General features: G+C 70.1%; 12 protein-coding genes, 1 rRNA gene and 2 pseudogenes. 6 read left to right on the forward strand and 9 right to left on the reverse strand.

Going from position 1 to position 10,726, the window contains the following annotated elements:
* A 16S ribosomal RNA gene (locus tag GRC12_RS35970) occupies positions 1-70 on the reverse strand; the annotation flags it as partial.
* Between the two features lie 583 nt (positions 71-653).
* Positions 654-1,295, reverse strand: a complete 642-nt coding sequence (locus tag GRC12_RS35975) for a DNA-3-methyladenine glycosylase (RefSeq protein WP_208784232.1) — start codon at positions 1,293-1,295, stop codon at positions 654-656.
* Between the two features lie 152 nt (positions 1,296-1,447).
* Between GRC12_RS35975 and GRC12_RS35980 the strand changes: the two genes are divergently transcribed.
* The 3 genes from GRC12_RS35980 to GRC12_RS35990 all read left to right on the forward strand — a co-directional run bounded on the left by GRC12_RS35980 (position 1,448) and on the right by GRC12_RS35990 (position 3,464).
* Positions 1,448-2,230, forward strand: coding sequence for a sporulation protein (locus GRC12_RS35980; RefSeq protein WP_208784233.1), 783 nt, complete (start codon positions 1,448-1,450; stop codon positions 2,228-2,230).
* 44 nt (positions 2,231-2,274) lie between these two features.
* On the forward strand, positions 2,275-2,814 hold the full coding sequence (locus GRC12_RS35985; protein WP_208784234.1) for a YbhB/YbcL family Raf kinase inhibitor-like protein: 540 nt from the start codon (positions 2,275-2,277) through the stop codon (positions 2,812-2,814).
* A gap of 143 nt (positions 2,815-2,957) precedes the next feature.
* Complete coding sequence (locus tag GRC12_RS35990; protein ID WP_133048274.1) at positions 2,958-3,464, forward strand: HNH endonuclease; 507 nt, start codon at positions 2,958-2,960, stop codon at positions 3,462-3,464.
* 112 nt (positions 3,465-3,576) lie between these two features.
* Here the strand turns inward: GRC12_RS35990 and GRC12_RS35995 are convergent, their stop codons facing one another.
* The 3 genes and pseudogenes from GRC12_RS35995 to GRC12_RS36005 all read right to left on the reverse strand — a co-directional run.
* Positions 3,577-4,518 (reverse strand): SPFH domain-containing protein, encoded by a 942-nt coding sequence (locus GRC12_RS35995; RefSeq protein WP_133048273.1) that lies wholly within the window; start codon positions 4,516-4,518, stop codon positions 3,577-3,579.
* A gap of 131 nt (positions 4,519-4,649) precedes the next feature.
* Positions 4,650-5,081, reverse strand: a complete 432-nt coding sequence (locus GRC12_RS36000) for an NfeD family protein (protein ID WP_208784235.1) — start codon at positions 5,079-5,081, stop codon at positions 4,650-4,652.
* Positions 5,082-5,424: 343 nt separating this feature from the next.
* A pseudogene (locus tag GRC12_RS36005) lies at positions 5,425-6,063 on the reverse strand (ABC transporter ATP-binding protein); the annotation flags it as partial.
* A 29-nt stretch (positions 6,064-6,092) separates the two neighbouring features.
* Between GRC12_RS36005 and GRC12_RS36010 the strand changes: the two are divergent.
* Positions 6,093-6,881, forward strand: a complete 789-nt coding sequence (locus GRC12_RS36010; RefSeq protein WP_208784237.1) for a hypothetical protein — start codon at positions 6,093-6,095, stop codon at positions 6,879-6,881.
* A gap of 76 nt (positions 6,882-6,957) precedes the next feature.
* Here GRC12_RS36010 and GRC12_RS36015 read toward each other — a convergent pair whose 3' ends face one another.
* From GRC12_RS36015 to GRC12_RS36030, 4 genes are all read right to left on the reverse strand, one after another.
* Entirely contained in the window at positions 6,958-7,197 is a 240-nt protein-coding gene (locus GRC12_RS36015) for a chaplin family protein (protein ID WP_208784238.1), read from the reverse strand.
* A gap of 187 nt (positions 7,198-7,384) precedes the next feature.
* Positions 7,385-7,627 carry a chaplin ChpE gene (gene chpE / locus GRC12_RS36020; protein ID WP_133048268.1) on the reverse strand — a complete coding sequence of 81 codons (243 nt, stop codon included), beginning with the start codon at positions 7,625-7,627 and terminating at the stop codon, positions 7,385-7,387.
* 168 nt (positions 7,628-7,795) lie between these two features.
* Positions 7,796-8,437, reverse strand: coding sequence for a response regulator (locus tag GRC12_RS36025; protein ID WP_133048267.1), 642 nt, complete (start codon positions 8,435-8,437; stop codon positions 7,796-7,798).
* Positions 8,430-9,578: a GAF domain-containing sensor histidine kinase gene (locus tag GRC12_RS36030; protein ID WP_208784239.1), complete on the reverse strand. Its 1,149-nt coding sequence runs from the start codon at positions 9,576-9,578 to the stop codon at positions 8,430-8,432. The genes GRC12_RS36025 and GRC12_RS36030 overlap by 8 nt, the downstream gene beginning before the upstream one ends.
* A 228-nt stretch (positions 9,579-9,806) precedes the next feature.
* Here GRC12_RS36030 and GRC12_RS36035 point away from each other — a divergent pair, with 228 nt between their 5' ends.
* Positions 9,807-10,508: an SDR family NAD(P)-dependent oxidoreductase gene (locus GRC12_RS36035; protein ID WP_208784240.1), complete on the forward strand. Its 702-nt coding sequence runs from the start codon at positions 9,807-9,809 to the stop codon at positions 10,506-10,508.
* A pseudogene (locus tag GRC12_RS36040) lies at positions 10,505-10,726 on the forward strand (S-adenosylmethionine:tRNA ribosyltransferase-isomerase); the annotation flags it as partial. The gene GRC12_RS36035 and the pseudogene GRC12_RS36040, both read left to right, overlap by 4 nt.

Here is a 10,726-nt window from a genome sequence, read left to right on the forward strand (position 1 = left end):
ATCGTTCGACTTGCATGTGTTAAGCACGCCGCCAGCGTTCGTCCTGAGCCAGGATCAAACTCTCCGTGAATGTTTACCGGATATCCGGTGCAACACCACGAGAGCGGAACCACCGGAGGAATGATCCGATGGTTCACAGCGTCCTCGCTGTGTTTTTTCAAAGGAACCTCGCCCCGGACCGAAACCGGCCGGGAACGGGGTATCAACATATCTGGCGTTGATTTTTGGCACGCTGTTGAGTTCTCAAGGAACGGACGCTTCCTTCGTACTCACCCTTCCGGGCTTTCCTCCGGGCGCTTCCCTTCGGTCTTGCGTCTCCGACTCTATCAGACCTTTTTCCGATCCGATTTCCTCGGTGCTTTCCAGGTTCCCGCTTTTGTTTCGCGGTTCCCTTTCCGGCGGTTCCGACTCTATCAGATCCTTTCGGGCCTGATTCCCTGTCGGCGGGGCCTTTCGACATTCACTACGTTAGCCGATTCCCCGGTGAGCTCATAATCGAGTTCCGCGAGTTCGAATTCAGGCATGCGGACATGACGAACTCGACCCCGCTGAGGGGTGATCGTAGGTAGTGGTTTGGCCGCTTCCGGCTGCTGGCGGATCGCCGTACCCGGTTCAAGCGGCTCGGGCTACATTACGCACCTTCCAGGGCAGCGTCAACTTCGGCGGCGCCTCGGCGTATGGGCTCGATAAGGGCTCACCGTCGGGTCGTTGGCGGCCCAGTAGCGCCAGGGGTGGACGCCTCCTTCGCCGGCCACTCCGGTGCGGGGGCCGCTGAGTACCTGGTCGGAGGCGACCGGGGTGCCCGTGAGCATGCGCAAGGGGGTGTCGCCGGCGGCGCACGCGTCCGTACCGTCGAGGCTTCGGTCCACCCCCAGGGCCGTGGCCAGGCGGGCGGGGCCTTTGGCCAGTTCCTTGTCGTTGCGGGCCGAGAGTCGACGTTTGCGTGCGAGTTCGGCGCCCTCGATCACCTCGCCGGCGCGGAGCAGGACCGCGCTCGCCCGGCCCTCGGGGCCGCAGACGAGGTTCATGCAGAACCACATGCCGTAGGTGAAGTAGACGTACACATGACCGGGGGGACCGAACATCACGTCATTGCGGGGCGTGCGGCCGCGATAGGCGTGGGAGCCGGGGTCGTTCGGGCCGTCGTACGCCTCCACCTCCGTGAGGCGCAGGGCTATCGGACCGTCGGGTGTGGTGCGCACGAGGATGCGGCCGAGGAGGTCCGGGGCGACGTCCAGGACGGGGCGGTCGAAGAACTCCCTGGGGAGTGGCGTACGGTCCGGGGGCGCGATCATGGCGTCCGAGCGTAGTCCAGGCGGCTGGATGCCAAGGGGTGGTCAAGGTTTCCCCTTCTTGCCAGGGTGTGGGGCGGAACCGGTCGTGGCCGGATCGCGTTTACAGGGATCAAGGGTCCGGACGTACGGCACGTACACGCAGAGGGAGAGACATGGCGTTCAAGAAGCTGCTCGCGAGTCTGGGGGCCGGCGGGGCTTCGGTGGAGACGGTGCTGACCGAGGTCAACGTCGTTCCCGGTGGCGTGGTCCAGGGGGAGGTACGGATCCAGGGCGGGTCCGTGAACCAGGACATCGAGGGGCTGTCCGTCGGACTGCAGGCCAAGGTCGAGGTGGAGAGCGGCGACGAGGAGTACAAGCAGAACATCGAGTTCACCAAGGTGCGGCTCGGTGGGGCCTTCGAGCTGCAGGCGGGCGCCGTGCACGCGGTGCCGTTCGGGCTGGAGATCCCGTGGGAGACGCCGATCACGATGATCGACGGACAGTCGCTGCGCGGGATGCACATCGGGGTGACGACGGAGCTGGCGATCGCGCGTGCGATCGACTCCGGTGACCTGGACCCGATCAACGTGCACCCGCTGCCGGCGCAGAAGGCGATCCTGGACGCCTTCATCCAGCTGGGCTTCCGCTTCAAGAACGCGGACATGGAGCGCGGTCACATCCGGGGGACGCGACAGCGGCTGCCGTTCTACCAGGAGATCGAGTTCTACCCGCCGTCCCAGTACCGCGGACTGAACCAGGTCGAGTTGAGCTTCGTGGCCGACGAGCACGCGATGGACGTCGTGCTGGAGATGGACAAGAAGCCGGGGCTGTTCAGCGAGGGCAGTGACACCTTCCGGTCCTTCCAGGTGGGTCTGCACGACTTCCACGGGACCGACTGGGCGGCATATCTGAACCAGTGGCTGTCCGAGGTCGGCAGCAAGCGCAACTGGTTCTAGGCTCGGAACCGCTGATTCACGTCATTCGATCAGGAGGTACCGAGGTGACCGAGCTCAAGCGGCGGCCGCTCCCCCACGACTTCCACCCGCCCGTGCCGTCGTTCACGGTGACGAGTGAGGACGTCCAGGAGGGCGCCACGCTCAAGGATGCTCAGGTCTACGCGGGCGGCAACACCTCGCCGCAGCTGCGGTGGGAGGGCTTCCCCGCCGAGACCAAGAGCTTCGCCGTGACCTGCTACGACCCGGACGCCCCGACGGGCAGCGGGTTCTGGCACTGGGTCGTGTTCGACATCCCGGCCTCGGTGACGGAGCTGCCGGCCGGTGCGGGCAGCGGCAAGTTCGAGGGACTGCCCGAGGGCGCGATCCAGGTTCGCAACGACTACGGGTCCAAGGACTTCGGGGGCGCGGCTCCGCCCGCCGGTGACGGACCGCACCGGTACGTGTTCACGGTGTACGCCGTGGACCAGGAGAAGCTCGGACCGGACGCGGATGCCACCCCGGCGGTCGTCGGCTTCAATCTGCGGTTCCACGCGATCGCGCGTGCCCAGCTGATCGGTGAGTACGAGGTGCCCGCCGAAGACTGACGTTCATGGAACGTTTGCCCGCCCCTGGTCTTGGAATTGATCAGGGGCGGGCAGTTTTTATTGCGTTGTCCATCTCGGCGTGCCCGGCCAGAGTTGATCCAGCCCGCCAGGGGGTGGGCCGGTGCACAGAGGAGGTGGGCTGGATGCGGGACACGCTGGTCTTGAACGCGAGCTTCGAGCCGCTGTCGACGGTGACGCTGAACCGAGCCGTTGTCCTGGTGCTGCAGGACAAGGCCGTCGTCGAGCAGGCCCACCCCGAACTGCGCATGCGGGGCGCCGATGTGGACATACCCGTGCCCCGGGTGATCAGGCTCTGCAGGTACGTACGGGTGCCGTTCCGAAGACAAGCCCCGTGGTCCAGGCGGGGTGTGCTGGTCAGGGACCGGCACAGGTGCGCGTACTGCGGTCGCCGGGCCACGACCGTGGACCACGTGGTGCCGCGGGCGCAGGGTGGTACGGACTCCTGGCTGAACACGGTGGCCTCGTGCGCGGAGGACAACCACCGCAAGGCGGACCGGACTCCGGAGCAGGCGGGGATGCCGCTGCTCAGGCAGCCGTTCGAGCCCACGCCGCGTGACGCGATGCTGCTGGCTCTTGGCGCCGAGGAGTTCGAGGCGCTGCCTGATTGGTTGGCCATGGACGCCGCGTAGCGTTCCGACTGCCGGGTTCGGTGGTCTCGCGGCTGCCGGCCGTCCGTGGCTTGTCGCGCAGTTCCCCGCGCCCCTTGGGTGGGTGCGGGGAACCTCCGTTTGTAGGGAACCGTCAGTCTATGGACGGGTTCTCGCGGCGTTCCGTGGCCTTCTCTGAGCCGCCGCCGTTCGAGCCGCCGCCCACGCCGAAGTTGCCCATCGCGCCGGACAGGCCCTTGAGGGCGTCGCCGATCTCGCTGGGGACGATCCAGAGCTTGTTGGCGTCACCTTCGGCGATCTTGGGCAGCATCTGCAGGTACTGGTAGCTGAGGAGCTTCTGGTCGGGGTCGCCGGCGTGGATGGCCTCGAAGACCGTGCGGACGGCCTGGGCCTCGCCCTCGGCGCGCAGGGCGGCGGCCTTGGCCTCACCCTCGGCACGCAGGATCTGGGACTGCTTCTCGCCCTCCGCGGTGAGGATGGCGGCCTGGCGCGTACCTTCGGCGGTGAGGATCGCGGCGCGCTTGTCACGGTCGGCGCGCATCTGCTTCTCCATCGAGTCCTGGATGGAGGTCGGCGGCTCGATCGCCTTCAGTTCCACGCGGTTGACGCGGATGCCCCACTTGCCGGTGGCCTCGTCGAGGACTCCGCGCAGGGCCGCGTTGATCTCCTCGCGGGAGGTCAGGGTCCGCTCCAGGTCCATGCCACCGATGATGTTGCGGAGGGTGGTCACCGTCAGCTGCTCGATGGCCTGGATGTAGCTGGCGACTTCGTAGGTGGCCGCGCGGGCGTCCGTCACCTGGTAGTAGATGACCGTGTCGATGTTGACGACCAGGTTGTCCTGGGTGATCACCGGCTGCGGCGGGAACGGTACGACCTGTTCGCGCAGGTCGATGCGGTTGCGGATGGTGTCGATGAACGGGACGACGATGTTGAGGCCGGCGTTCAGCGTCCGCGTGTAGCGGCCGAAGCGCTCCACGATGGCGGCGCTGGCCTGTGGAATGACTTGGATGGTCCTGATCAGGGCGATGAAGACCAACACCACCAGAATGATCAGGACGATGATGACCGGTTCCATCGTCGTTCCCCGTACCCTTCTCCGCCTCGGCGCTCTCGGAAGATCTTATGCTTGTTGAAGATCTTGCTGGTCGAGTCTGACAGACCGTCGTGCAACTCGGGTACCGTTCGGTTCAGTTGAGTCGTACGAGGTCAGATGACGATCGCGGTCGCCCCCTCGATCTCCACAACGTCCACTTCCTGGCCTACTTCGTAGGCGCGTTCGGTGTCGAGGGAGCGGGCCGACCAGACTTCGCCGGCGAGCTTGATCCGGCCACCTGAGCCGTCGACCCGTTCGAGGACGACGGCTTGTTTGCCCTTCAACGCGTCGACGCCTGTGGCGAGTTGGGGACGCTGTCTGCTGTGCCGGACGGCGATGGGCCGGACGACGGCGATCAGGGCGACCGAGACGACGACGAAGGTGAGCACCTGGGCCACGGCGCCGAAGCCGAGTCCGGCGAAGACCGCGGCGGCGACGGCTCCCACCGCGAGCATGCCGAACTCCGGCATCGCCGTTACCACGAGCGGGATTCCGAGCGCGGCCGCGCCGACCAGCCACCACACCCAGGCGTCGATGTCGTTCACATGGTCATGGTAGGTCCGGCGGTCCGTTCACGGACAGGGCGCAAAAGTCCGTAACCCCCCGGTTGTTGCCGAGGTGTCAGGACAGCGGGAGGCCGCGGGCCGTCCAGCGGTCGCCGACCTGTTCCACCACGAGCGGGAGGCCGAAGCAGAGGGAGAGGTTGCGGGAGGTGAGTTCGAGCTCCAGGGGGCCGGCGGTGAGGACCTTGCCCTGGCGGATCATCAGGACGTGGGTGAAGCCGGGGGCGATCTCCTCCACGTGGTGGGTGACCATCAGCATCGAGGGGGCGATCGGGTCGCGGGCGAGACGGCCGAGACGGCGTACGAGGTCCTCGCGGCCGCCGAGGTCGAGGCCGGCGGCGGGCTCGTCGAGCAGGAGCAGCTCGGGGTCGGTCATCAGGGCGCGGGCGATGAGGGTGCGCTTGCGCTCGCCCTCGGAGAGGGTGCCGAACTTGCGGTCGAGGTAGTCGCTCATGCCGAGGCGGTCGAGGAAGGCGCGGGCGCGCTGCTCGTCGATGTCCTCGTACTCCTCCTGCCAGCCGGCGGTCATGCCGTAGGCGGCGGTCAGGACGGTCTGCAGGACGGTCTGGCGCTTGGGGAGCTTGTCGGCCAGGGCGATGCCGGCGACGCCGATGCGGGGGCGCAGTTCGAAGACGTCGGTGCCGGGCCTGCCGAGGGTCTCGCCGAGGATGGTGGCGGTGCCCTTGCTGGGGTAGAGGTAGCTGGAGGCGACGTTCAGGAGGGTGGTCTTGCCGGCGCCGTTGGGGCCGAGGATGACCCAGCGCTCGCCCTCCTTGACCGACCAGGAGACCTCCTCCACCAGAGCCCGGCCCTCGCGGACCACGGATACGTCCTCCAGCTCCAGAACATCGCTCATGAGCGCGTTGTCTCCCCTTGCAGTGTGACCGGTCTCGGCGTCTCGGCGTCGCGGGCGCCTGTGGGCGCCGCCCTCGAAGAAATCTACGCCACCGGTCGGCCGGTCCATTCCATCGGTCCGGTCCTTAGGGTGGACGCATGCTCTCGGAACCACGTTCAGGACGCCTTGCGGCTTGGGGAAACGCCCTTTTGGCCGGACTTGTCTCGCCGGACGACGCGGTGCTCGCGATCGTCGGGGAGGACGCCGTGCACCGGATGGAGGGGCTGCCCGGCGAGTCGGGGCCGGTCGGGCTCACGCTCGGGCTGGGGCGGCTGCGGGCGCTCGGAGTGACCGGTCTCAGGGTGGCGCTGCCCGCGCCGGGGCATCCGCTGGGGCTGAGCGGTCCGCCGGAGTTCAACGCGCGGGCCATCGAGGCCGAGGAGGCGGTGGTCTGTCACGGCGCCGCGCTGGGGCTGGTGCCGGAGGTGTACGAGGCCGGTCCCGACGGTGATGTGCATGTCGAGGTGGTCTGGCACTGTCTGCCGGTGCGGGAGGCCCCGCCCGCGGACGTGCCCTCGCTCGGCGAGGCGGAGCGGGAGCTGGCGGAGGCGCTGCGCGAGGCGACGGAGGTGCTGTCGCGGCTGGACGTGGCCGGGTCGGGGCCGGCCGCGGAGGCGGCGATCGACGCGTACCGGGCGCGGGCCGAGCGGGGCCGGGAGGTGCTGGCGCCGGGGTATCCGCCGCGAGCGGTGCGGGTGCTGGAGCTGGCGCAGCGGGTGGGTCTGCTGGTGTCCCTCGCCCGGGAGAACGGGCACGGGGGCGCGGTGAGTTCGGCGGAGATGGGGGCTCGGGCCGAGGCCCTGCGGCCTGTTGAGCGGACGGCTCGGCGGGCGCAGGTCGCGGCCTACAACGCGTATGTGGAGGAGCGGGAGCGCGGGATGCGGTGAGCGTCCCCGGCCGGTGCGCGCAAGGGCCCCTCGAGTCGCCGTGGACTCGAGGGGCCCTTCGTCGGGCGGTCCGGCGTCAGCTGTTCGCGGCCTTGTTGCCGAACGCCGGGTTGAGCAGGCCGATGACGTTCACGCTGTTGCCGACCACGTTGACGGGGACGTGGACGGGGACCTGGACGAGGTTGCCCGAGCCGACGCCCGGGGACTTCACGGCCGCGCCGTCGGCGTCCGAGCTGGCGACCGCGGCACCGGCGGAGGCGCCGGCGGCGATACCGGCGACGGTGAGGGCCACGGCGGCCTTCTTGGCGATGTTCATGGGAAGTGTTCCTCCTGCGATTACGTGACGACCCGGCCGGGGGTCGTGCGCTGGTCAACGAGGGTGGGAACGGGGGCGGTACGGGCGGTGGACGCCGACTGCCCGTTCGGATCAGTCGGAGGAAAAGCTGACCGGCCTCCCGGGAGCACCCGGGAGGCCGGAGGTCACCGACCGCTGTCGGCGGACGTCAGCGGTTGAGGCCGAGGTTGCCGAAGGCGGGGTTCAGCGCGCCGATGACGTTCACGCTGTTGCCCACCGCGTTCACGGGGATGTGCACCGGGGCCTGGACGAGGTTGCCCGAGACGACGCCCGGGGAGCCCACGGCCTGGCCGTCGGCGTGCGCGTCGGTGGCGGAGGCCATCCCGGCACCGGCGGCGATCAGACCGCCGGCCACCATCGTCACGGCCGCTGCCTTCTTCAGGTTCTTCACTTCTGAGCCCTCCTAGCGATCGCCGCGGCAGTCGCCGCGGCACGCACTGGAGAACGGCGGAGATCACCGGAGGTTGCGCCATCCGGGGGACATTCCCACGACGGTATGAATCTCAGTCCGGAGCGGAACCCTCCGTATTGCCGTCCGTGCGGCCCCGCACAGGGCGTTTCAGCCCGCCACGCCGTGGCGTACGGCCCACAGGGCGGCCTGGGTGCGGTCCGCGAGGTCGAGCTTCATCAGGATGTTCGAGACGTGGGTCTTGACCGTCTTCTCGGACAGGACGAGGGCGCGGGCGATCTCCCGGTTGGAGCGGCCGTCCGCTATCAGGCCGAGCACCTCCCGCTCCCGCTCGGTGAGCGAGCCCGCCCTGCCCTGGCCGGAGTTGGCCTCCTCCTGGGACAGCAGGGCGCCCGCGACCTCGGGTTGGAGCAGGATGTGCCCGGCGTGCACGGAGCGGATGGCGCCGGCGAGCGCGTCGGGGTCCACGTCCTTGTAGACGTACCCGGCGGCTCCGGCGCGCAGGGCGGGGACCACGGTGCGCTGTTCGGTGAAGCTGGTGACGATCAGCACGCGCGCGGGGTTGTCCAGTTCGCGCAGTCTGCGCAGCGCGTCCACGCCGTCCATGCCCGGCATCTTGACGTCCATGAGGACGACGTCGGGCCTCAACTCCTCGGCGCGGGCGACCCCCTCGGCGCCGTCGGCGGCCTCGCCCACGACCTCGATGTCGTCCTGCACCTCCAGGAACGTGCGCAGGCCGCGGCGGACCACCTGGTGGTCGTCGACGAGTAGCACCCTGATTGCGTCAGCCACCGGGGACCTCCATCTCGATCGTGGTGCCCTTGCCGGGCGCCGATTCCACGGTCAGCGTGCCGCCGACCCCGCTCGCGCGGTCGCGCATGGACACCAGACCGAGGTGGCGTCCGGCCCGGCGCACGGCCTTGGGGTCGAAGCCGGTGCCGTCGTCGGTGACCCGCAGCAGCGTCCCGGTGCCGTGGCGGGCCAGGGTCACGCGCACGTGCTGCGCCGCGGAGTGTCTGAGGGCGTTGTGCAGGGCCTCCTGGGCGACGCGCAGGACGGCCTCCTCCTGGGCGGAGGGCAGGGCGCGCACACCTTGGCTGTCGAAGGTGACGCGCGCGGTGTGGGCGCGGTCGAGGACCTGGACGTGGGTGCGCAGGGTGGCGACGAGGCCGTCCTCGTCGAGACCGGCGGGGCGCAACTCGACGACGGCCGCGCGCAGTTCGTCGGCGGCCTCGGCGGCGAGCGCGGCCACCTGCTGCAGTTCGCCCTTGGCGCGGGCGGGGTCGCGGTCGACGAGGGCGGCGGCGGCCTGGGCGGTCAGGCGCAGGGAGAACAGCTTCTGGCTGACGGCGTCGTGCAGTTCGTGCGCGAGGCGGGAGCGTTCCTCGGCGATGGTCAGTTCGCGGCTGCGCTCGTACAGGCGGGCGTTGGTGAGGGCGATCGCGGCGTGCTGGGCGAGGATGGCCAGCAGGTCCTCGTCCTGCTCGGTGAAGCCGCAACCGCCTTCCAGCTTGGGGCAGTTCTGCTTGTTGGCGAGGAAGAGGGCGCCGATGACCTCGTCGCCGTCGCGGATGGGCAGGCCCAGGAAGTCGGACATGTCGGGGTGGGCGGACGGCCAGCCCTCGAAGCGGGGGTCCTTGCGCACGTCGGCGAGGCGCTCCGGCCTGGCCTCGCGCAGCATCGCGGCGAGGATGCCGTGCTGGCGCGGGAGCGGGCCGATGGCCTTCCACTGGTCGTCGCTGACCCCGTCGACGACGAACTGGGCGAAGCCGCCGTGGTCGTCGGGGACGCCGAGCGCGGCGTACTGCGCGCCGAGCAGCTCACGGGCCGAGGCGACGATCGTCTTGAGGACGTCACGCACCTCGAGATGCCTGCTCATGGCCAGCAGCGCGTCGCTGACGGCGGCGAGACCGGTCCGGGGGCCTTGACTCATGACCTCACGGTACCGGCGGGGTGTGACAGCGCGGATCGGACCTGTGGGTGCCCGGCCCGGGCCGCTGGGCCTAGGGCGGTCGGCCTAGGTCCGGGGCCCCGGACCTGCGACGTAGGGCGAAGGGCCGCGCCGCTTTGGTGCCCGCGTCCGAGGCCGGCGGGCGGGCCCCGTTCCTACGTTGAGGGCAATGGCCGTCGGACGGCGGCGACGACGAGGGGACGTGGAGTCATGCCGGTAGCGATCATCACGGGGGCCTCCAAGGGGCTCGGGCGGGCGCTCGCCGAGGCCCTGGCCGCGCGGGGCTGGGACCTGGTGCTCGACGCCAGGACGGCCGAGGTGCTCCGGGAGACGGCGGCGGGGTTGGAGGCGACGCACGGCACGCGCGTGCGGGCGCTGCCCGGGGACGTCACGGACGCCGGGCACCGGGCCGAGCTGGTGGCGGCGGCGTGGAAGCTGGGCGGCGTCGATCTGCTGGTGAGCAACGCGAGCGCGCTGGGCGCCGAGCCGCTGCTGCGGCTGGAGGAGCTGCCCCTGGACGGGCTGCGGCGGGCGCTGGAGGTGAACGTGGTGGCCGCGCTGGGCCTGGTCCAGGAGGCGCTGCCGCTGCTGCGGACCGCGGAGGCCGGCGCGGTGATCGCGGTCAGCTCGGACGCGGCCGCCGAGGCGTATGAGACCTGGGGCGGGTACGGGGCGTCCAAGGCGGCGCTGGACCAGCTGGCGGCGGTGCTCGGCGAGGAGGAGCCGGGGTTGCGGGTGTGGGCGGTGGACCCCGGGGACATGGCGACGGACCTGTACGCGGCGGCCGTACCGGACGACGACGATCCGCGGCCCGCGCCGGCCGCTGTGGTTCCGGCGTTCCTGCGGTTGCTGGACGAGCGGCCGGCGAGCGGGCGGTACGCGGCTCCGTCGCTGCTGGTGGAGGGGCGATGACGCTGGCGGTGCACGTGCCCGAGGAGCTGTCGGCGCGTGTCCCGGTCGAGCAGCGTGGGCCCGGGCTCGACCGGGACGCCGTGCGGCTGCTCGTGTCGCGGGGGACGGAGGTGTCGCATCACGCGTTCCGGGAGCTGCCCCGGCTGCTGCGGGCCGGGGATCTGCTCATCGTGAACACGTCGACCACGCTGGCCGCCGCCGTGGACGGGCGGGTGGGC

The sequence above is a fragment of the Streptomyces griseorubiginosus genome (genome assembly GCF_017614965.1).
Taxonomy (GTDB): domain Bacteria; phylum Actinomycetota; class Actinomycetes; order Streptomycetales; family Streptomycetaceae; genus Streptomyces; species Streptomyces griseorubiginosus_B.

Bases quoted from the DNA above. Each gene is read 5' to 3' on its own strand.
- GRC12_RS35975 (WP_208784232.1), bottom strand. From the start codon at position 1,295: ATGATCGCGCCCCCGGACCGTACGCCACTCCCCAGGGAGTTCTTCGAC.
- GRC12_RS35980 (WP_208784233.1), top strand. From the start codon at position 1,448: ATGGCGTTCAAGAAGCTGCTCGCGAGTCTGGGGGCCGGCGGGGCTTCG.
- GRC12_RS35990 (WP_133048274.1), top strand. From the start codon at position 2,958: ATGCGGGACACGCTGGTCTTGAACGCGAGCTTCGAGCCGCTGTCGACG.
- GRC12_RS35995 (WP_133048273.1), bottom strand. From the start codon at position 4,518: ATGGAACCGGTCATCATCGTCCTGATCATTCTGGTGGTGTTGGTCTTC.
- GRC12_RS36010 (WP_208784237.1), top strand. From the start codon at position 6,093: ATGCTCTCGGAACCACGTTCAGGACGCCTTGCGGCTTGGGGAAACGCC.
- GRC12_RS36015 (WP_208784238.1), bottom strand. From the start codon at position 7,197: ATGAACATCGCCAAGAAGGCCGCCGTGGCCCTCACCGTCGCCGGTATC.
- GRC12_RS36030 (WP_208784239.1), bottom strand. From the start codon at position 9,578: ATGAGTCAAGGCCCCCGGACCGGTCTCGCCGCCGTCAGCGACGCGCTG.
- GRC12_RS36035 (WP_208784240.1), top strand. From the start codon at position 9,807: ATGCCGGTAGCGATCATCACGGGGGCCTCCAAGGGGCTCGGGCGGGCG.